Below are 20796 nucleotides of genomic sequence, written 5' to 3' on the forward strand. Positions count from 1 at the left end.
AATGTCGCGCCGCTATTGCTTGATGTTGGCCTTGATGGCCGCGATCGCGTCTTCCTGGGTGTATTCGTGGGTAGCGACGCCGCCTTCCTTGATCTTCGGCAGCGCGGCCTCGAAATTGTCCTGGGTGAAGGCGAGATACGGCACCAGCAGATCGTGCGGCACGTCCTTGCGGCCGTCGAGCACCTGCTGCGCTACCCAGAAGGCGAGCGTCGACACGCCGGGCGCGATCGAGGCCGACCAGGTCTGGTAGCCGTCCTTGTCCTTCTGCTCCTTCCACCACTTCAGCTCGTCCTGACGGTTGCCCATGATGATGGTCGGACGCGGCTTGCCGGCGGCGGCGAACGCTTGCGCGGCGCCGTAGCCGTCGCCGCCCTGGTCGACGACGCCGACGATCTCCGGCAGCGACGGCAGGATGGTCGCCACCGCCTTCTGCGCCGTGGTCTGGTCCCAGTCGCCGGTCACGGAGCCGACGATCTTGAACTCGGGATGGGCGGCGACGCCTTCGAGGATACCGGCATGGATGGCATCGTCGATCGAGGTGCCTGCCAGCCCGCGGATTTCCAGCAAATTGCCGCCCTTCGGCTGGAACTTGGCCATCTGCTCGACTTCCTGCCTACCCATGTCCTTGAAGTCGACGACGACGCGGTAGGCGCAAGGCTCGGTCACGATGCCGTCGAAGGAAACGACGACGATGCCGGCGTCGCAGGCCTGCTTGATGGCGCCGTTCAGCGCATCCGGCGAGGCGGCGTTGATGACGATGGCGTCATAGCCCTGCAGGATCAGGTTCTGCACCTGCGCGGCTTGCGTCGGCACTTCCTTGTCGGCGGTGGTGAAGACATCCGCCGCCGCCACGACCTTGTCCTCGACCGCTTTCTTGGTGACGATGGCGTAGCTGTCGAGCATCGCCTGGCGCCACGAATTGCCGGCATAATTGTTGGAGAAGGCGATCTTCTTGCCGCTCGTGTCGGCAAGCGCGGTGCCCGAGGCGAGCATGGCTGCAAAGGCGCTCAAGACCAGTAGTTTCTTCATGTCATTATCCTCCCAGATGTGTTGACTGCTGCACTTCCCACCGGCCCCTGCGGGCCGGCTTCACTCCCATCCGATCTGAGCGCGAACGGTCCCGCTCAAAACAGCCTCAATCCCGGCACTCGTACCCTCAGCCGGTAGAGCGACGTCGACGCGGCGATGTAGAGGCTCCGCAGGTCCTCGTCGCCGAAGGTGAAATTGGCACAATCTTCCGGCGTCGCGATGACGCCGAGGAGATCGCCCGACGCGTCAAAGACATGGATGCCGCCCGGGCCGGTGCAATAGAGGTTGCCGCGGCTGTCGATCTTCATCCCATCCGGCGCGCCTGGCGCATCGCCCTCGGTCACAGCCCATACGGCGCCGCCATTGAGGTCACCATTGGATTCGACGCCGAACACACGGATGTGGCCACGCGTGGTATCGTTGACGAAGAGCCGCGATTCATCGAGCGAGAAGCAGAGCCCGTTGGGCTGCGCGAAATCGTCGGCAAGCAACGTCAGCCCGGCGCCGTCGCCGTCGATCCGGTAGACACCCTGGTAGGACAGTTCCTGCGGCCTCGGCACGCCGTAAAATTCCGCTCGGCCGTAGGTCGGATCGGTGAAATAGATCGAGCCTCCAGTAGCAACGACAATGTCGTTCGGGCTGTTGAGCTGCTTGCCCTGGTAATGCGTGGCGAGAACGGTCGTGGTGCCGCCCGGCTCGGCGCGGGTAACGCGGCTGCTGGCGTGCTCGCAGGTCACCAGCCGCCCCTGCCGGTCGAGCGTGTTGCCGTTGGCCATGTGGCTCGGGTCGCGGAACGCCGCGATTTCGCCGGAAGCGCTGCGCCGGTACATGCGGCTTTGCGGAATATCGGAAAAGACCAGCCATTTCTCATAGGGATGCCACACCGGACCTTCGATGAAGCCGTAGCCGGTGGCGAGCCGCTCCATCGCCGCATTGCCGACGACGTCATCAAAGCCGGAATGACGGGCGCGCGCCGGGATCGACATCACGGGCTCTTGGGTTCCCGCACCGGCTTGCCGGCGACGAACCAGTCGCTGCCCGGCACGTCCTCGATCACCACCCAGATCGCGTCCATGGGCAGTCCGGCGACCTCGCTGATCGCCTCGGTGACCCGGCGAGAGATCTCGTTCTTGCGCTTTTGCGAATGACCCTCGAGTATCCGTATGCTGACGAACGGCATGAGCGCTTCCCCGGGATTTTTGTTTTTGTAGGACAAAAGCTAGTCGGGACGCGGACCGGGCGATAGCGGTCTAAGCGCAGCACCGATTGTGGTTTTGCACAGTCGGCACCGGCATCCACGGCTGCAGACAGGAGAACCATGGATGGCAGAGAGATGCGGCAGGCCGATCGTGCGGATTGCGGAACTGGAGATCGAGGCATCCCAGCTCGAAAGCTTCAGGGCCTTGCTCGCCGAAGAGATCGAGGCCTCGGTGCAGAACGAGCCTGGCGTGTTGTTCCTGCACGCGGTCTCGATAAAGGGTTCGCCCGAAACGGTGCGCGTCATCGAATGCTATGTCGATCATTCCGCATACCAAGCTCACCTGACCGCGCCGCACTTTCTCAAATACAAGGCGCGGACGGCTGATATGGTCAGGTCGCTTCGATTGATCGAGACCGAGCCGATCGTTCTGAGGGCCAAGAGCAATCAGCATTCAAGCTGAGCCTGTTCGCCCATCGCGGGGCTTACTGCTCCTGCAACGGCGTTGCCTGCGCGAGCCAGGCGTCGAGTTGCTCCTGCTCGCGCCGCAGCGCATCGATGTTGATCAGGCCTCGGGCCATGGCCAGATAGATCGCGCGGGTGCGCGAATTGAACACCGACGCCTCGCCAGCACCCTCCTCCGGCGGCACTATTCCGAGCTTCTCGTAGACATGCTTGATGCGGCTCTGCGCGCCGCGGATCGACAGGCCGCGCCGCGCCGCGATCGCTCGGTCGGTGAGGCCGAGCGCGATGTCGATCAGGCTTTCATATTCGCCGTCGGTGATGCCCTCGAACCGGTCCTGGACGCGGTGCTGGATGCCGCGGATCTCGCGGTCGATGATGCAATGCCCCTCGCGGAACACGCCGCGCAGCGCCGAGCGCATGCCTTCTTCCGTCGCCGATTTCAGCACATAGCCATAGACCGATCCCGGCGGCACGATGCGGGCCACGCCGCGCACATAGGCCTCGTCGGCGAAGTTCGACCAGAACAGGATATGCGTGCCGGCGCGCTGGCTCCAGATGGCGCGCGCCACCTCGATCCCGGTCGCCTTGGGCAGTTGCAAGTCGAGCACGACATGCGGCGGCTGCCGTTCCGCCGCAAGATTGATGGCGTCCTCGCCGTCGCCGGCTTCGATCACCTCGACATCGCCGGGCCACAATTGCTCGACGGTCCGCCGCGCGAAGGTGCGATGCAGCCCGTCATTTTCGGCGATCATGACCAGCATCAGACTGCCTCCGCCACCGGCTGAGCTTCGGTTATCGCGGTGCCGCACGCCGCCGCCTCGGCCTCGGCGGACTCGCGATCGATCTCGATCACGACCCTGGTGCCGCCCTTGCGGTCGGCCGGCTCGAAACGCAGCCGCGCCCCGACAAGGGCCGCTCGCGTGTGCATGTGGCCGATGCCGCCTTGAGCGGCGGGATCGATCGCGCCGCAGCCATGCCCGTCGTCGGTGACGGTCACGTTGAATGTGGTTGCCGTCGACGCCAGCTGCACCTCGATGCGGCTTGGCGCGGCATGACGGACCGCATTGTTGATGGCTTCCTGCACGATGCGATAGAGCGCGGTGCGAAGCGTTTCCGACAGGCCGTCGGCGCTGCCGTCGCTGGTGTCGGCGATGCGCACCGCGATCGGCGGCTTGGCCCTGGCAACGCTGCGGTTGAGATGTGCCTCGACCGCGTCGCGCAGCCCGAACAGTTCCAGGACGCTCGGCCGCATGTCGTCGACGATGTGGCGCAGCTCCGCCAGGCAGCCCGCCACCTCCTGCTCGAGATCGGCAAGCTGGGCCGTCCGCGCCACGCCCCGGCTGCGGAAAGCTGAAACCTGTCGTGCTATGCGGGCCAGGTCGGCGAGCGTCTGGTCGTGCAGGTCCATGGCCATGCGGCGCCGCTCGCGCTCCATGCCCTCGGTCAGTTGCGAGGCGCCGACTCTCAGCAGTTCCGCCCGGTTGCGCGCCTCGCTTTCGGCGAGCATGGCGCGGCGCGCTTCCTCTGTCTGGATCAGCGCGAACATATAGGGCCCGATGAGGTCGGCGCATTGCTGAGCGACCTCGACGTCCTCTTGCGAGTAGCAGCCGGCCTTGTGCCGGCTGATGTTGAGCGCGCCGATCACGCTGCCGCGTGCCCGCAGCGGCACGATGATGCGGCTGCGCAGCTTGGCGGCGAAGATCGGTCCGTCGAACGCTCCCTCGAAGTGGAATCGGTCGTCGAGAAGCGCGTTGTCGGTCAGAAGATAAGGCGTGTCGCCCCACAGCACGCGCCGGATCGGGCTGCCCTCGACCGGATGCTGCGCCAGATCGCTCCAGCTGGTATGGAAGCCGGCCTCGTAGCAGGCATGCATGCGCCCATCGAGCGACAACACCGCCAGATCGATATGGTCGTGCGGGATGAGCGTGCCGATTTCGATCGCTGTCGCCCGGAACGCTGAGCCCGGATCGATATGGCCGGCGAGCGCCCGCGAGATCGCGAGCAGCCGATCGATCAGCTGGGGAGATACCTCCGACATGTCTCCTCCCTGTCCCCCTGATGAATGCCGTGGAACGACAGCCAAGCTGCGCCGCGCGGCCTCGATCCTGTTTCCGCAGTTCCTCCCTGCCCGAGAAATAGTGAGCGCTTGACGGCGCCGCTGTCAACGATGGGTCAAGCGACCCGAGCCCGATCAACTTCGGGTGCGGCGATTGAAAAGCCGCCGGCTCCTGGTCTAGGAACGGCCGCAGGAGGCCAATTGATGGCAGTGACGCCGACCGTTGCTCAGGGCGCCCCGGGAATTCCCGCGCGCTGGACGTCAAGCGCCAAGAGCGGCGTCGGCACCGGGCTTTCAGCGAACAGCCTGCTTTGGTTCACCATCAGTCACGGCATATTGAACGAGGTCTATTATCCCCGCCTCGACAGCGCCTGCACGCGCGACCTGGGGCTGATCATTACCGGTCCCGATGGCTATTTCTCGGAAGAGAAACGCGATGCCGCCCATCTTGTCGAGCCATTCGAAGCCGGCGTCCCCGGCTATCGCCTGGTCAACACGGCGGTCAATGGCTCCTATCGGATTGAAAAGCGCATTGTTACGGATTCGAAACGGCCCGTTCTGCTGCAGGAAATTACATTCGCGGCGCTCAAAGGCTCAGCCTCGGACTACCAGGTCTACGCGCTGCTCGCGCCGCATCTCGTCAATCGCGGCATGGGCAACACCGCCTGGCTCGGCGAGCACAAGGGGCAGCGTATCCTCTTTGCGTCAGGCCGCGGCGTCTCGCTCGCGCTTGCCGCCTCGCTGCCCTGTGGCGCCTGCTCGGCCGGCTATGTCGGTTTCTCCGACGGCTGGCAGCAGCTGCGAAATAGCGGCGCGCTCGATCCTGCCGCTGAGCGCGCGGAGGATGGCAATGTGGCGCTGACCGGCGAGATCGGCTTCTCGACAGGCAAGGGCACCGCATTGCTGGCGCTCGGCTTCGGCGCCTCGCCGGAAGAGGCGGCTGAAGCCGCGCTGGCCAGCCTGAAGGACGGTTTCGATGCGGCCGCCGAAACCTATGCCGCCAGCTGGCGGAAATTTCAGTCCGGCCTGGAGACGCTCGACAGGCAAGCCGCCTCCGGCCTGAATACCTACCGCGTCAGTACCGCGGTGCTTGCCTCGCATCTGTCGATCGCCAGGCCTGGAGCCGCAGTCGCCAGTCTTTCGATCCCCTGGGGCTTCAACAAGGGCGACGACGATCTCGGCGGCTACCATCTGGTCTGGCCGCGCGACCTGGTCGAAACGGCGGGGGGCTTCCTTGCAGCCGGCGACGCCAGGCAGGCGCTCGATATCCTCATCTATCTCCGCTCAATCCAACAGGCGGACGGTCATTGGCCGCAGAACTGCTGGGCGAGCGGCACGCCCTACTGGCCTGGCATCCAGATGGACGAATGCGCCTTTCCGCTGCTGCTTGCCGACGCGCTCCGCCGCGCCGGCCATCTGCCGCGCGCGAAGCTCGACGACTTCCTAGCCATGATCGAAAGCGCGGCTTCCTATGTGGTGCGCAACGGCCCGGTCACCGGCGAGGACCGCTGGGAAGAGGACGCCGGCTACAGCCCGTTCACGCTGGCCGTCGAGATCGCGGCGCTGCTTGCGGCGGCTGACATGCTGGATGCTTGCGGCAAAAATGAACCGGCAAACTATCTGCGCGAGACGGCCGACTGCTGGAACGACCAGATCGAGCGCTGGACCTATGTCACCGGCACCGAACTCTGCGCCAGGGAGGGCATCGACGGCTACCATGTCCGCATCGCACCGCCCGACGGTGCTGGCGCCGCTTCGCCGAAGGACGGTTTCCTGCCGATCAAGAACCGCCCGCCCGGCGATAGCCATCGGCCGGCCGAGGCCATCATAAGTCCCGACGCGCTGGCGCTGGTCCGCTTCGGACTGAGAGCCGCCGACGATGCTCGCATCGTGAACACCGTCAAAGCCATCGACGCGCTTCTGCGCTGCGAGTTGCCGCAAGGTCCGCTCTGGTATCGCTATAGCGGTGACGGCTATGGCGAGCATGAGGACGGCTCGCCCTTCGACGGCATCGGCCGGGGCCGGCCCTGGCCGCTACTCGCCGGCGAGCGCGCGCATTACGAGCTGGCCGCCGGGCGACCCAGCAAAGCGGCCGAACTGCTCGAAACCTTCGAGCGCTCTGCCGGTGCAGGCGGTCTGCTGCCGGAGCAGGTTTGGGACAGACCCGACCTGCCGGAGCGCGAATTGCGGCTCGGCGCGCCATCGGGCAGCGCCATGCCGCTGGTCTGGGCGCGTGCCGAGCACATCAAGCTGCTGCGCTCGCTGCGCGACGGCAAGGTCTTCGACATGCCGCCGCAGGGCGTCGAGCGCTACATCAAGCGCAAAACCGTGTCGCCGTTCAGGACATGGCGCTTCAACAACAAGATCCGCTCGCTTCCCGCCGGCAAGCTCCTGCGCGTGGAACTTGCGGCGCGCGGCGTGGTTCACTGGAGTAGCGACAAATGGCTGACGGTGCGCGACGACAACACGGTGGAGAACGCCTTCGGCGTCCACCTGGTTGACCTGGATGTCGCCGGCCTGCAGCCGGGATCGACGGTCGTCTTCACATTTTTCTGGCCGGAAGCGAGCCGTTGGGAGAATGTCGACTTCACCGTCGGCATCGATCCTTCGGATAGCCGGTAAGGTTCTTTCCTCAAGCTATTAGGATAACACCATGCAGATCGGAATGATGGGACTGGGCAGGATGGGCGCCAACATGGTGCGGCGCCTGATGCGCGACGGCCACGAATGCGTCGTCTACGACATCAATTCGGCAAGCGTCGCCGGCATGGTCAAGGACGGCGCCATCGGCGCCGCCTCGCTGGAGGAGTTCGTCGCCAAGCTCGCTAAGCCGCGCTGTGCCTGGCTGATGCTGCCGGCGGCGATCACCGGCAGGATCGTCGACCAGGTTGCGGCGCTGATGGAGCCGGGCGATATCATCATCGACGGCGGCAATTCCTATTATCACGATGCCGTCGACCAGGCGGCGAAGTTGGCGACCAAGGGCATCAATTTCGTCGATGTCGGCACCAGCGGCGGCGTCTGGGGACTGGAGCGCGGCTACTGCCTGATGATCGGCGGCCCCGACGACGCCGTGAAACACTTGGATTCGGTCTTCGCCACGCTGGCGCCGGGCTCCGACCCGGGCTCCAATCCGCCGAAGGACGCCGGAACCGCGCCTTACGGCTATCTGCATTGCGGGCCGAGCGGCGCCGGCCATTTCGTCAAGATGGTTCATAACGGCATCGAATACGGCGTCATGGCCGCTTACGCCGAGGGCATCAACATCCTGAAATCGGCCAATGCCGGCAAGCGCGCCCGCACGGCGGACGCTGAAACCAGCCCGCTCGAAAGCCCGCAATACTATCAGTTCGACATCGACCTGCCCGCCGTGGCCGAAGTCTGGCGCCACGGCAGCGTCATCGGCTCCTGGCTGCTCGATCTCACCGCCGGCGCGCTGAAGAACGATCCGTCGCTCGCCCAGTTCGGCGGCCGCGTCTCCGATTCCGGCGAAGGCCGCTGGACCTTGAAGGCCGCGATCGACACCGGCGTTCCGGCGCCGGTGCTCTCCTCGGCGCTGTTCGACCGCTTCTCCTCGCAAGGCGAATCCGCCTTTGCCGACAAGCTCTTGTCCGCCATGCGCTACGCTTTCGGCGGCCATGTCGAAAAGCCGAAGGCGTGAGGGCGGGAGTGACGGGATGAGCCAGGAGAGATCCGACACGCTGGTGCTTTTCGGGGCGACCGGCGACCTTGCGCACAAGAAGATATTTCCGGCCCTCTATCACATGGTCGCCAAGGGGACGCTGAGCGAGCCGGTGATCGGCGTCGCATTCGATCCCTGGGATCTTGGCAAGCTGGTGGACCGTGCCCGCGACGGCGTCGTCAATGCGCTGGGCGGCGTCGACGACAAGGTGTTCGCCAGGCTCGCCTCGCTGCTGCGCTATGTCAGCGGCGACTATCGAGATCCGGCGACATTCGAGAGATTGAAGGCAGCGCTCGGCTCGGCGCAGCGGCCGCTGCATTACATGGCAGTGCCGCCCACCATGTTCGAAACCGTCGTCCAGGGGCTCGAACAATCCGGCACCGCGCGGGGCGCCAGATTGATGGTCGAAAAGCCTTTCGGCCACGATTTGCAGTCGGCCCGCTGGCTGAACCGCGTGTTGCACCTGGTGTTCGACGAACAGTCCATCTTCCGCATCGACCACTATCTCGGCAAGGAAGCGATCCAGAACCTGCTCTATTTCCGTTTCGCCAACGCTTTCCTCGAGCCGATCTGGAACCGCAACTTCGTCGAGAGCGTGCAGATAACCATGGCCGAGGATTTTGGCATCGAAGGCCGCGGCAAATTCTATGACGACGTCGGCTGCATCCGCGACGTCATCGAGAACCATCTGCTCAACATCCTGCTGTTGCTCGCCATGGAGCCGCCGGTCGGCCGCTCTGCCGACGATTTGATCGACGAGAAGGTGCAGGTGCTGCGCGCCATCCGAACGCTTACCAAGGACGATGTCGTGCGCGGCCAGTTCGACGGCTATCTGGCCGAACCGGGCGTGCGGCCGAACTCGCCGGTCGAGACCTTCGCCGCCGTACGCTTCTTCGTCGACACCTGGCGCTGGCAGGACGTGCCCTTCTTCATCCGCGCCGGCAAGAACATGCCGGTGCATGCGACCGAAGTGATCGTGCGGCTGAAGCGTCCGCCGCTCGACGTCTTCGATCCGATCAAGCCGGGCGACGCCAACTATGTCCGTTTCCGTATCGATCCGCAGGTGGCGATCTCGATCGGCGCCCAGCGCAAGGTAGCCGGCGACGACATGATCGGCGAGCAGGTGGAACTGACCGCGCTCGACGACACCAAGGGCGACATGCCGCCCTATGAGCGGCTGATCGGCGACGCGATGAACGGCAACGGCCAGCTCTTCACGCGCCAGGACGCGGCCGAGCTTGCATGGCGGATCGTCGGACCGGTGCTTGGCGACACCACGCCGCCTCCGATCTACGCGCCGAAGACCTGGGGGCCGGCCGACGCCATGAACGGCTTCGGCCCCCCCGATGGCTGGATCAATCCGACGAAATAGCTTCTCGGGGGACGGGATGGCGAAAGCAGCAAAACGGGCTTCGACGAAGGACGGGCAGGTCGTCCTCACCATCGACGTCGGCGGATCGCGTGTGAAAATTCTCACCAGCGCCGGCGGCGAGATGCGCCGCACCGAGTCCGGGCCGGGCTTGACACCTGAGCAGATGGTGGCTTCGGTGAAGAAGCTGGCCGAGGGCCTGGATTACGACGTCATTTCGATGGGCTATCCGGGCCCGGTCAGGGACAACAAGCCGTCGCTCGATCCCTTTAATCTCGGCAAGGGCTGGAACGGCTATGATTTCGCCGCCGCCTTCGGCAAGCCGGTCAAAGTCGTCAACGACGCGCTCCTGCAGGCGATCGGCAGCTATGACGGCGGCCGTATGCTGTTCCTCGGCCTCGGCACCGGCCTGGGCGCCGCCATGATCCTCGACAATGTCGGGCAGCCGATGGAGCTTGCTCATCTTCCTTACAAGAAGGGCGGCAGCTTCGAGGACTATGTCGGCGAGCGCGGCCTGGAAAAGCACGGCAAGAAAAAATGGCGCAGATACGTTTTCGATGTCGTAAACAGGCTTCGCGCCGCCTTGCAGCCGGACTATGTGGTCATCGGCGGCGGCAATGTCGACAAGCTCGATGAATTGCCTGAAAGATCCAGGCGCGGCGACAACACACGTGCCTTCGAAGGCGGATTTCGACTGTGGCGCGATAAGGCGCTGATCGTCTGATATTTTTACTTTTCAGTATAGTCGTTCAAAATAACGTGTAGCCGCACGACCTGTCGTTGCGCCTCGCAGATTTGCCGACTAGGAATCCGCCGGCCTGCCGCACATGCGCCCGCCTCGGCGCGCCAAACGCGCGGCAGCGCGCTGGATTTTACATCCCGATTTGCGGCCGTGCGGCATAGAGGAGGACTGACGTGGACGAGGAAACCAATACAGCCAACGAAGATGTCGACCTGCTCGAGCTCACCGCCCACATCGTGTCGGCCTATGTCGCCAAGAACGGGCTGCCTGCTTCGGGCCTGGGCGAGCTCATCGCCAGTGTCGCCTCCTCGATCGGCGCCCTGAACCAGCCGCCGACTCCGCCGGCACCGCCGCCCGTTCCTGCCGTCAATCCCCGGCGCTCGGTGACGCCGGATTACATCATCTGCCTCGAGGACGGCAAGAAGTTCAAATCGCTGAAGCGTCATATCGGCGTGCATTTCGGGCTGAGCCCGGAAGCCTACCGGACCAAATGGGGCCTGCCGGCAGACTACCCGATGGTCGCGCCTAACTACGCGGCATCGCGCTCCGAGCTCGCCAAGTCGATCGGCCTCGGCCGCAAGGCCGAAGCCGAGCCGGAGAAGCCGGCAAAGGCCAGGAAGGTAAAGGCCCCCGCCTGAACGATCTTGGCCCTGTGCCAACGGTTTGAAGAAGCCTGCCAAGGAATCCGCCTTGGCAGGCTTCCTGCTTTTGGCTTGGATAAGACAAGCGAATGCTGTTCGGGTGAGCCATGAACTATGCGAGGATGGTGATCGAGAAGGAAGCGCCGGAGGAATACGGCTACGACCGCATCCGCTTCAATCTCTCCGAAAGCTCGATCGCCGACCAGAAGCTTGCCGATATCGGCCTCTCGCTGCCCGACCTCACCTTGTTCTACGGCGAGCATCGCGGCGATAAGCAATTGCGCGCGCTGATCGCCGGGCAGGACAAAGCGCTATCCCCGGACGACGTGCTGGTTACAGCCGGCGCTGCCGGCGCGCTGTTCATCATTGCTACCTCGCTGCTTTCGGCCGATGACCATCTCGTCGTCGTGCGGCCGAACTATGCCACCAATATCGAGACGCCCAAGGCGATCGGCTGCGCGATCAGCTATGTCGATCTCGACTTCGACGAGGGCTTCGCCGTGGATGTCGCGCGCGTCGCGGCGGCGGTGCGGCCGAACACCAGGCTGATCAGCGTCACCTGCCCGCACAACCCGACCGGCACGATGATGACCGGCGCCGATCTCGACGCGTTGGTCGCGCTTGCCGAAAGCAGCCGCTGCCGGCTGCTGGTCGACGAAACCTATCGCGATCTGTCCTATGGCGAGCGCCTGCCCTCCGCGGCATCGCTCAGTCCAAGCGCGATCAGCGTCTGTTCCCTTTCGAAAGCATTTGGCATTCCGGGCATCCGGATCGGCTGGCTGGTCAGCAAGGACCACGCTCTGCAAGAGACGTTCCTCGCCGCCAAGGAGCGGATCGGCATCTGCGGCAGTGTCATCGACGAGGCGATCGCACGCTCCATGCTCGAGCGGCGCGATGCCTTCCTAGCATCGTTGTTGCCGGAGATGGCCAAGCGCCGCGATATCGTCCAGGCTTGGATCGACGGCGAGCCGCTGGTCGACTGGGTGCGGCCGCAAGGCGGTTTGGTCGGCTTTCCGCGTCTGAATGTCGATGCAGGTTTCGACCTCGACCGGTTCTACGCTCGGCTCCTGGAAGAACACGGCACTTATGTCGGTCCCGGCCACTGGTTCGAGATGCCGAAGCGCTTCTTCCGCGTCGGCTTCGGCTGGCCGAAGGAGGCGGAATTGCGCGGCGGGTTGCAAGCGATTTCCGCTGCGCTGAGAGACTGAGCCTCTTTCCACCGCGAACGATAATTCCAAAGATCCTTCATGCCGCGCCGATTTTTTGCGCGCGCGACGAAGCGAACTGGGCTAAGGGTCTCCGACCGGACCAGCGCCCACCGTGGAAGTGCCCCGCCGGCCGATGTCACAACGGGGCCCTCGAATCATGACCGCCGAAGCAACTTCACCTGAACAGCGCTACGCCGCCTTCCGGCACCGGCCGTATCTCAGCTACTGGACGGCGCGCTTCCTCACCACTTTCGCCACCCAGATCGTCTCCGTCGCCGTCGGCTGGCAGATCTACGACCTGACGCGCAATCCCTTGGACCTCGGCATCGTCGGCATCGTCCAGTTCCTGCCGTCGCTGCTCCTGGTGCTTGTCACCGGCGTCGTCGCCGACCGCTTCGGCCGCCGCCTGATCATGACATTGGCGTCGTTCGTCGAGGCCGGCTGTGCGCTCACTCTGTTGTTGCTGACGCTGCGCGGTCTTGGCGGCCCGCTGCCGATCTTCGTCGTGCTCGCCATGTTCGGCATCGCCCGCGCCTTCTACGGGCCGGCCTCGTCCTCGCTGGTCGCCAATCTGGTGCCGCCACAGGATTTCGCCAACGCCATTGCCTGGAATTCGTCCGCCTGGCAGACGGCAACTATCGTCGGCCCGGTCGCCGGCGGCCTGCTCTACGGCCTTTCGGCGGAGATCGCCTACGCTACTGCGGCGATCCTGATGCTTGTCGCCGCGCTGCTCGTCTTCACCATCCCCAAGCCCGCGCAGCAGACGGCTACCGACAAGCCGACGATGCAGACCCTGTTTGCCGGCTTTCGTTACATCTGGGGCGAGAAGATCGTGCTCGGCGCGATCTCGCTCGACCTGTTCGCGGTGCTGCTCTCCGGCGCCTCGGCGCTGCTGCCGGTCTATGCCCGCGACATTCTGGAGCTTGGGCCCTGGGGCCTCGGCCTGCTGCGCTCGGCGCCTGGGATCGGCGCCATCGCCGTGGCGGTCTGGCTCGCCGGCCATCCGATCCGCGACCATGCCGGCAAGATCATGCTCGGTTTCGTCGCCTTGTTCGGCGCCTTCACCGTCCTGTTCGGCGTCTCGACCATCACCTGGCTGTCGATCGTGGCGCTCGCCATGCTCGGAGCCACCGACATGTTCAGCGTCTATATCCGCGAGACGCTGATCCAGCTCTGGACGCCGGACGAGGTGCGCGGCCGCGTCAACGCCGTCAACCAGGTCTTCGTCGGCGCTTCCAATGAAGTCGGCGAGTTCCGCGCCGGCACCATGGCGGCGCTGATCGGAACTGTGCCGGCGGTGGTGATCGGCGGCATCGGCGCCATCGCGGTTGCCGGGATCTGGGCTTGGTTGTTCCCTGCGCTGCGGCAGGTGCGGCATTTGAATAGCAGGAACTAATTGCCGGCGCAGCAACTTGACGGCCGGACTAGAAGAGTGCAGCGGCTTCCCTCTGCAATTGCGGCAAAATCTATCCGACGGCCGGCTTGCCGAAGATCAGGCTCAAAAATTCGCCGAGCCAGCGCTTGAGGTGCATGTCCCAGATCAGCCGGCCGCCGAGATGATCGCGGCCGGGCTGCGCGCCGGGCAGCTCGAAGCGATGCGCGCCTCGCACCACCCAGCGCTGCATCATCACCCTGGTCAGCTCGCCATGAAACTGAATGCCCCAGGCATTCTCGCCATAACGAAAAGCCTGGTTGGGATAGGTTTCGGCCGTGGCGAGCAGCGTCGCGTCCTTCGGCAGGGAAAAGCCCTCGCGGTGGAATTGGTAGACCATCTCCGGCCAGTGCAGCAGTTTCTTGCCGGCGTCGGTCGCCTTCAGCGGATACCAGCCGATCTCGACCAGTCCTTCGCCATGACCCTCGACCCTGCCGCCAAGATACCTGGCGAGCATTTGCGCGCCGAGGCAGATCCCAAGAAAAGGCCGGTTTTCCTTGAGCGGGATTTCGAGCCACTCGGTCTCACGCCGGACGAACTCGTCCTGGTCGTTGGCGCTCATCGGCCCGCCGAAGATCACCGCCCCGGCGTGGCCGTCCAAAGTGCAGGGAAGCTCTTCGCCAAGCGGCGGCCGGCGAATGTCGAGATCGAAACCTTCTTCCAGAAGCATATGGCCGACGCGGCCGGGGCTCGAAGTCTCCTGATGCAGCACGATCAGGATTTTTGGTCTCGGCCTGGGTCTGGGTGGCATGGAAGAAGAAAGGTCCAGCTATTCGTCGCTCGATGTGCCCCGAGCGCCCGGGGCTTCGGCCGCCGCCTTGCGGCGCGCCTCGATGCGGTCGTGGCGCTCGACACCGATCAGTTCGGCGACGCGCCAGACGGTGTTGTCCTCGAGCTCGTGCAGCTCGCCGTCGGCGTAGACGATCTCCCACATCAGGCCGATGAAGGCCTTGCGCGCCTCGGCATCCAGATGGCGCTTGAGCACGCTGGTGAAGGCATAGAGGTCGATCGCCTCGTTATCGGCACGCTCGCCGGCGGCGGCCAGCGCGTCGAGCTCGTCGCCGCTGATCGAATAGGTCTCGGCCAGGATCTCCTTGAAGCGCTCCCACTCGATATCCTGGCGCACGCCGTCGGCGTTCATCACGTGATAGAGCAGCGCCGAGGCCGCGACGCGCGGATCGTCCGCGCTTGGCTTGCTCGCGCCCGCAGCAGGCAAATCCCTCAGGAAGGACAATACGCGTTCGAACATCGATGCTTTTTCCCTGTCCGCCAAGCCGAGCCTCAAAACAAACGAAACCGGCGCGGCGATTTTTCCGCCTCGTCTTCCGGCGTCACGCCGGGATCATCCGGCAAGCGCGGCAACTCCGGCGCCTGCTCGACCACCGTGTCATCGGCGGCGGCGACCGCGGTTTCCCTCTCGATGCCGTTCGGCGCCTCGGCGGCCGCCTTCTCGGCCGAACTATCGGGCTCAAGGTCGATCGCTCTCTCGTCAGCCGGCAAAGCGGGCGCCGATGCAGCGATCGCGGGAATTTCCTCCTCAACCTCGCTGTCGATTAGTTGCCCGAGCCGCTCCATCGGCGCGCGCCAAGTGAACGCGTCGAGCTTGCCGGTGATCGGCGATACCGGCGCCCAGCGCTCCGAGACGACACCGTCCGCCACCCAGGCCGGATCGCGCGGCGCGCGCACAGCCTTGGACAGCAGCTGCCGCACCTTGCCCTGGTCGCCGCTTTCGGCCTCCTCGATGTCGGCCAGCAACAGATAGGCGCCTTCGCGGCGATCAATGCGGATGGCGGATTCCGCCTCGCGCCTGGCGGTGGCGAAATCCTGCGCGTCGAGCGCGGCGCGCGCCACCGCCATCGACGATTCGGCATGGTTCTTCTTCAATTCCTGCAGCTTTTTCGCCCGATTGAGGCGATCGAGCACGGCATCGCCCGGCCTCGCATGGATGTAGAGCTCGGCGATGTCCGGATGCGGTTCGGCCCGCCAAGCGGTCTCCAGGATCTTGGAACCCTTGCGCACATCGTTGTGCTTGATCAGCAGGTTGGCCGCGATCACCGCGGCCGGCGCGAAATCGGGCGCCAGCTTGTTGGCTTCGAGCGCCGCGGTCCGGGCAGCGTTCGGATCGCTGTCGACCAGCGCCTGCGCCTTGGCAGTGAGCAGCACGGCGCGGCGGCGGTTGGCGGCATCGCGTTCGATTTGCCTTGTCGATTTCTGCGCCTCGACCAGCTTCAACGCGCCGTCCCAGTCGCCGCGCTCGGTCAGCTCTTCAAGCGTCGATTCCGCCGCCCAGGCAAGCTGCGGTGCCACAGCTGCGGCACGACCGGCATAGTGGCGCGCGGCGTTGCGGTCGCCCAGTCGCTCAGCTTCGAGATAGAGCCCGCGCAGGCCGAGCAGTCGCATCTCCGGATCATCGAGCATGCGCTCGAACTTTTCCCGCGCGCCGTCATGGTCGCCTTCGAGCAGCGAGGCCTGCGCATCGAGCAGGTTGATCAGCGGCTCCTGGTCGGAACTGATCAACTTGGCCGCCTCCTTGGTCTTCTTACGCGCCAGCGCGCCGTCGCCGGCGCCGGCCGCGATCATCCCCGTCGACAGCGCCTGGTAGCCGCGATCGCGGCGGCGGACCCGGAAATAGCGCGAGATCGCGTAGGGGCTGTTCCACAGCGACTTGATCAGCCACCAGACGATCATCACCGCTGCGACCACGGCGACGATCGCCACCGCCGCCACCATCAGCGTGACCTGGTACTGGTAACCGTTGAAGGTGACGATCATCTCGCCCGGCCGGTCGGCCAGCCAGGCAAAGCCGAGCCCCAGCGCGAACACGACGGCGAGGAAGGCGAGGATGCGGATCATCTGACGTTCCTCATGCCTTGGTCGCGCCGGCAATCAGCGCTTCGATCTGCTTTTCGACCTCGAGCCGCGCCTTCAGTTTGCCGGCGAAATCGGCGCCGGCCGCCTTCGACGCATCGGGCAGGGTATCGTATTCGGCGAGAGCCTTGGCATAGTCGCCCTGGCTGACTGCCACTTCAATGCGCGCGACCGTTTCCGGCACGCCCTTGCCTTCGACGGCGCCGACCGGCCGCACCTGCACCAGCGATTTCGCGCTCGACACCAGGCTTTGGAAGAAGCCGGCATTCTGGTCGACCGGCGTTGCCGCTTCGACCATGGCGTTGGCGGCGGCGTCGGCCTCGGAAGCGATGGTGGCTCGCGTGGGCACGCCTTTTTCCGCATAGCCGCGCAGAACGCCAAGCTCCGGCGCGTTGGGCGCAATCGCGGCGAACGTGTCGAGCTCGGTCGTGAACGGCGCGCCGCGATCGAGCGCCGCCTTCAGCGCCGAAGCGGCAATCGCCAGCGCGATCTTCGGCTGCGAGGCCTGCGCCTCGACCTTGCCGGAGAGCTGCTGCACCGACTGTTCCAGCGCAGCGATCCGGCTGTCCGCCGCCTTCGCCGCGTCGCCCGCCGATTTCACAAGCGCGTCGAGCCCGGCGAGCTTCTCGTTGAGCGGGGCGAGATCGACCGGTGCAGCATTTCCGGCCTTCTCCAGGTCGGCGACCGACGTCTCGATCTGGCCGACCTTGTCGGTGAGCGCCTTGAGCGCGGCGCCGTCGCCGCCCTGTCCGGCCGAGGATTTCAGCGCCGCGACGTCCGACTTCACCTGGTCGAGCGCCGAGGACAGGCCGTCGACCTTGGCCGAAGCGCCGGTATCGGTCGTTTCCTTGAGTGCCGCGATTTGGCTTCTCAGCGAGGCGATCTCGCCGGTGACGCCGTCGGGCGAGGGCCCGCCGACCGAAGTCGGAGAGCCGAGCAGCCCTACCGCTTGCAGAAGGCCGGCGCCGGCAAGCGCGACAACGCCGCCGATCACGCCGGCGGCAATCATGTTGACGCCTGAGCGCCTGGCGGCCGGGAAGTCGCGATCGTCGCTTCGGGTTTCGCTCGGCTTCGCCGTCGAGGCGGCAAAACTGGTCTTGGCTGCCGACGCATCCTCGAAACTGTAGCCGAAGCTTTTTGGTTCGCTCTTCGGAGCCTCATCAGTGCCTGGATAGGATGCTTCCGCCCCATCCTTGTTGGTTCCAGCCTGGTCAGCTCCGCCCTGCGCCGCGTCGGTGTGTTCCCACGGCTCGATGTCGGCCTGTTCGGCATGGATCGGCTCTTCGGGAGCTTCCGGCTGCGAAGCAGCAGCCCCTTCCTCTGCCTTCGCCTCGTCGGTTCGTTCCGTGTTGGTATCGGTATTGGCGGCATCCTCGTCGGTGATTCGCGAGACGGCGCCGGGTTCGAGTTCGATGGTCACCGGCTCGCGGCGGCTCTTCGAATGTCGCACCTTAGGCGTCTTGACCATGCTTGGGCTCCGCAAATTGGCTTGAGGATGGTTCAAAGGGTCTAGAGCTCAAGGATGCTCTACCACATCACCAAGCGGTGAAAAGGGGCGGTGTGATGACGCGGCTCAGCTCGTTAGCGACAAAAGCTGGAACAGCGCGTCCTCGGCGGGTTTAGAGGCAATGCGAACCTTTTGCCCGCCAACCCCGTCCAATTCTTTGGCGATTCTTACGGACAGGGCCAAAAACTCCGCCCGTTCAAGGAGATGCCGCAGTGCTGGGCGCATGGCCAGGCCAATCATCACGGGTGCCGCCTTGGCCGAATAGAGCAGCACTGCCTCGACCGGCGTGCCCGACAATCGGGCAACGACGGCATCGTCGCCATAGTCCAATTCGATGGTGTCGTAGGTCTCGACAGGCCGGACACGCACCCGGGCTGCCGCCAGCCGTTCTTCGAACACCGGAAAGCGCAGGCGGCCACAAAGATAAACCATCTCCTTGCCCGTCAGTTCGGCGGTTATCTGACCGGCCAGTGCTTCGGCATCGCCTGGGCCTTCAAAGACGGACGTAAATCCAGCCGCACGGCAGGCTTCCGCAGTCCTTGTCCCGACCGCATGGCAAGGCAGGGCGGCAAGCGCGGCGACCAGTTCCTTGGGCGCATAGCGCACCGCATTGGCGCTGGTGACGGCAACCGCGGCAGCAGCGGGCAAGACGCTTGCCTCGACCGGCAACGCCACTGTTTCCGTCAGTGGCAGCAGGACGGGCTGGAACCCCTGGGCCTGAAGCCGCCGGGCCGTGCGGGAGGCGCCCGGTTCCGGCCTCGTCACCAGGACGCGGACCATGTCAGGCCCAGCCGTCGAAGAATTTTGCGCCGGCCTTGGCGCGAACGGCCCGCGCGGCTTCCGCGCCGATATTCGCCGCGTCCCGGGCCGGGCCATTCAATCTGACCTCATGCGACTCGGTGCCGTCGGGCGAGATGATCAGCCCGGCGAAAGACAGGTTTTCGTCCGAGACGGTCGCATGGCCGGCGATCGGCGTGCGGCAGGAGCCGTCGAGCGCAGCAAGAAAGGCGCGCTCACAGGCCAGCGCCTGGCCGGTCGGCATGTCGTGAATAGCCGCCAGCATATTTTCGACCACGCCGTCGCCGATGCGGCTTTCGATGCCGATCGCCCCCTGCCCCGGCGCCGGCGGAAAGACATCCAGCGGCATCAGATCGGTGATCACGCTCTCGAGCCCGAGCCGCTTCAGCCCGGCATAGGCGAGGATGGTGCCTTCGGCCACGCCCTCATCCAGCTTGCGCAGTCTGGTCTGCACATTGCCGCGGAACATCACCACATTGAGGTCCGGCCGCATCCTGCGGAGCAGCGCCTGGCGCCGGAGCGACGACGAGCCGATCGTGGCGCCATGCGGCAGATCGGCGATCCGCTTCGCGGTCTTGCCGATGAAGGCGTCGCGCGCGTCCTCGCGCGGCAGGAAGACGGAAAGCTCCAGCCCGTTGGGCAGCACCGTCGGCATGTCCTTCGAGGAATGCACGGCGATATCGATGCGGCGATCGAGCAGCGCTTCCTCGATCTCCTTGGTGAACAGGCCTTTGCCGCCCGCTTCCGACAACGGCCGGTCCTGAATGCGGTCGCCGCTGGTCGAGATCGGCACAATTTCGAAGGCCTGCTCTGGCAGGCCATGCGCCTGCATGAGCCGCGCCCGCGTCTCATGCACCTGGGCGAGCGCCAGCGGGCTGCCGCGTGTTCCGATTTTCAAGGTTGTTTGCATGGCGCGCGGTCCGTGATAACCCCCTAGGCGATTCCGAGGTCTGCCGAGATTCAGGTCAGGCCGAGCCGAAAAAAGCGGATTTCGAGAACCGGAGCGGAGCGTACTTTTGGGTACGTGAGCGCCGGAAGCGCAGAAAACCGCCATTCGCAGGCCGGCACCACCTGACTATCGACAGACCTCCTATATAGGAAAGGTCGGAGACACAATCTTCGAGGACAGCGACGAATTGATCCGCGTTCTGGGCATTGAGACAAGCTGCGATGAGACGGCCGCCAGCGTGGTGGCGCTGGACGGCGACTCCGCGCCCGAAATCCTCTCCAATGTCGTCTTGAGCCAGATCGAGGAGCATGCCGCCTTCGGCGGCGTCGTGCCCGAGATTGCCGCGCGCGCCCATGTCGAGGCGCTGGATGGGATCGTCGAGGCAGCGCTGACCGATTCGGCCGTATCGCTCGATGAGGTCGACGCCGTCGCCGCGACTGCCGGGCCGGGGCTGGTCGGCGGGCTGATCGTTGGTCTGATGACCGCCAAGGCGATCGCCGCCGCCGCGAACAAGCCGCTGATCGCCATCAACCACCTCGAAGGTCACGCGCTGACTGCCCGGCTGACCGAGGGGCTCGACTTTCCCTATCTGCTCTTGCTGGTCTCCGGCGGCCACACCCAGATCGTCGCGGTGCGCGGCGTCGGCGACTACCAGCGCTGGGCAACGACCATCGACGATGCGCTGGGCGAGGCTTTCGACAAGACGGCCAAGATGCTTGGCCTGCCCTATCCGGGCGGGCCCAACGTAGAAAAGACAGCGGCCAGCGGCGATGCGAGCCGCTTTGCCTTCCCGCGTCCGATGAAAGGGTCGGCGCAGCCGGATTTCTCCTTCTCCGGCCTGAAGACGGCTGT

General features: G+C 65.1%; 20 protein-coding genes. 9 read left to right on the forward strand and 11 right to left on the reverse strand.

Annotated features, from left to right (window positions below):
- Positions 1-12: 12 nt before the first annotated feature.
- The 3 genes from EOA79_RS09760 to EOA79_RS09770 form a co-directional block, all read right to left on the reverse strand.
- Complete coding sequence (locus tag EOA79_RS09760) at positions 13-1029, reverse strand: ABC transporter substrate-binding protein (RefSeq protein ID WP_066998252.1); 1017 nt, start codon at positions 1027-1029, stop codon at positions 13-15.
- A gap of 95 nt (positions 1030-1124) precedes the next feature.
- Positions 1125-2015 (reverse strand): SMP-30/gluconolactonase/LRE family protein, encoded by an 891-nt coding sequence (locus EOA79_RS09765; protein WP_095826272.1) that lies wholly within the window; start codon positions 2013-2015, stop codon positions 1125-1127.
- Complete coding sequence (locus EOA79_RS09770; protein ID WP_067323038.1) at positions 2015-2209, reverse strand: 4-oxalocrotonate tautomerase family protein; 195 nt, start codon at positions 2207-2209, stop codon at positions 2015-2017. Before EOA79_RS09770 ends, EOA79_RS09765 begins: the two co-directional genes overlap by 1 nt.
- 142 nt (positions 2210-2351) lie before the next feature.
- Here EOA79_RS09770 and EOA79_RS09775 point away from each other — a divergent pair, with 142 nt between their 5' ends.
- A complete protein-coding gene (locus EOA79_RS09775) occupies positions 2352-2690 on the forward strand; it encodes a putative quinol monooxygenase (RefSeq protein ID WP_095826251.1) in 339 nt (112 codons plus the stop codon).
- 22 nt (positions 2691-2712) lie between these two features.
- Here the strand turns inward: EOA79_RS09775 and EOA79_RS09780 are convergent, their stop codons facing one another.
- Both EOA79_RS09780 and EOA79_RS09785 read right to left on the reverse strand, forming a co-directional pair.
- Positions 2713-3453: a response regulator transcription factor gene (locus EOA79_RS09780; protein WP_066998258.1), complete on the reverse strand. Its 741-nt coding sequence runs from the start codon at positions 3451-3453 to the stop codon at positions 2713-2715.
- Complete coding sequence (locus EOA79_RS09785) at positions 3453-4730, reverse strand: GAF domain-containing protein (RefSeq protein WP_095826252.1); 1278 nt, start codon at positions 4728-4730, stop codon at positions 3453-3455. The genes EOA79_RS09780 and EOA79_RS09785 overlap by 1 nt, the downstream gene beginning before the upstream one ends.
- A gap of 222 nt (positions 4731-4952) precedes the next feature.
- Between EOA79_RS09785 and EOA79_RS09790 the strand changes: the two genes are divergently transcribed.
- The 7 genes from EOA79_RS09790 to EOA79_RS09820 all read left to right on the forward strand — a co-directional run bounded on the left by EOA79_RS09790 (position 4953) and on the right by EOA79_RS09820 (position 13786).
- Positions 4953-7370, forward strand: a complete 2418-nt coding sequence (locus EOA79_RS09790) for a glucan 1,4-alpha-glucosidase (protein WP_127335713.1) — start codon at positions 4953-4955, stop codon at positions 7368-7370.
- A 31-nt stretch (positions 7371-7401) separates the two neighbouring features.
- Entirely contained in the window at positions 7402-8409 is a 1008-nt protein-coding gene (gene gnd, locus EOA79_RS09795; protein ID WP_095826253.1) for a phosphogluconate dehydrogenase (NAD(+)-dependent, decarboxylating), read from the forward strand.
- Positions 8410-8425: 16 nt separating this feature from the next.
- Positions 8426-9802 (forward strand): glucose-6-phosphate dehydrogenase, encoded by a 1377-nt coding sequence (gene zwf / locus EOA79_RS09800; protein WP_095826254.1) that lies wholly within the window; start codon positions 8426-8428, stop codon positions 9800-9802.
- Positions 9803-9818: 16 nt separating this feature from the next.
- On the forward strand, positions 9819-10523 hold the full coding sequence (locus tag EOA79_RS09805; RefSeq protein WP_095826255.1) for an ROK family protein: 705 nt from the start codon (positions 9819-9821) through the stop codon (positions 10521-10523).
- A gap of 191 nt (positions 10524-10714) precedes the next feature.
- Positions 10715-11179: a MucR family transcriptional regulator gene (locus EOA79_RS09810; protein WP_127335714.1), complete on the forward strand. Its 465-nt coding sequence runs from the start codon at positions 10715-10717 to the stop codon at positions 11177-11179.
- Positions 11180-11289: 110 nt separating this feature from the next.
- Complete coding sequence (locus EOA79_RS09815; RefSeq protein WP_128292984.1) at positions 11290-12390, forward strand: pyridoxal phosphate-dependent aminotransferase; 1101 nt, start codon at positions 11290-11292, stop codon at positions 12388-12390.
- A gap of 157 nt (positions 12391-12547) precedes the next feature.
- Positions 12548-13786, forward strand: coding sequence for an MFS transporter (locus EOA79_RS09820; RefSeq protein WP_095826258.1), 1239 nt, complete (start codon positions 12548-12550; stop codon positions 13784-13786).
- Positions 13787-13856: 70 nt separating this feature from the next.
- On the opposite strand, the gene EOA79_RS09825 is transcribed toward EOA79_RS09820, so the two are convergent.
- The 6 genes from EOA79_RS09825 to hemC form a co-directional block, all read right to left on the reverse strand.
- Positions 13857-14573 carry a glutamine amidotransferase gene (locus EOA79_RS09825; protein WP_095826259.1) on the reverse strand — a complete coding sequence of 239 codons (717 nt, stop codon included), beginning with the start codon at positions 14571-14573 and terminating at the stop codon, positions 13857-13859.
- A gap of 18 nt (positions 14574-14591) precedes the next feature.
- Positions 14592-15071, reverse strand: a complete 480-nt coding sequence (locus tag EOA79_RS09830; RefSeq protein ID WP_066998287.1) for a TerB family tellurite resistance protein — start codon at positions 15069-15071, stop codon at positions 14592-14594.
- A 32-nt stretch (positions 15072-15103) separates the two neighbouring features.
- The gene (locus EOA79_RS09835) at positions 15104-16675 is read right to left on the reverse strand and encodes a heme biosynthesis protein HemY (RefSeq protein WP_095826260.1); all 1572 of its coding nucleotides are present in this window, start codon (positions 16673-16675) and stop codon (positions 15104-15106) included.
- A gap of 10 nt (positions 16676-16685) precedes the next feature.
- Positions 16686-18158: a mitofilin family membrane protein gene (locus EOA79_RS09840; RefSeq protein WP_095826261.1), complete on the reverse strand. Its 1473-nt coding sequence runs from the start codon at positions 18156-18158 to the stop codon at positions 16686-16688.
- Positions 18159-18263: 105 nt separating this feature from the next.
- Positions 18264-18977: a uroporphyrinogen-III synthase gene (locus EOA79_RS09845; protein ID WP_095826262.1), complete on the reverse strand. Its 714-nt coding sequence runs from the start codon at positions 18975-18977 to the stop codon at positions 18264-18266.
- A gap of 1 nt (position 18978) precedes the next feature.
- Positions 18979-19905, reverse strand: coding sequence for a hydroxymethylbilane synthase (hemC, locus tag EOA79_RS09850; RefSeq protein ID WP_095826263.1), 927 nt, complete (start codon positions 19903-19905; stop codon positions 18979-18981).
- A 226-nt stretch (positions 19906-20131) separates the two neighbouring features.
- Between hemC and tsaD the strand changes: the two genes are divergently transcribed.
- The coding region (tsaD, locus tag EOA79_RS09855) for a tRNA (adenosine(37)-N6)-threonylcarbamoyltransferase complex transferase subunit TsaD (RefSeq protein WP_128292986.1) at positions 20132-20796 on the forward strand (665 nt) is incomplete at its 3' end.

The sequence above is a fragment of the Mesorhizobium sp. M1A.F.Ca.IN.020.03.2.1 genome (genome assembly GCF_004023205.1).
GTDB lineage: Bacteria > Pseudomonadota > Alphaproteobacteria > Rhizobiales > Rhizobiaceae > Mesorhizobium.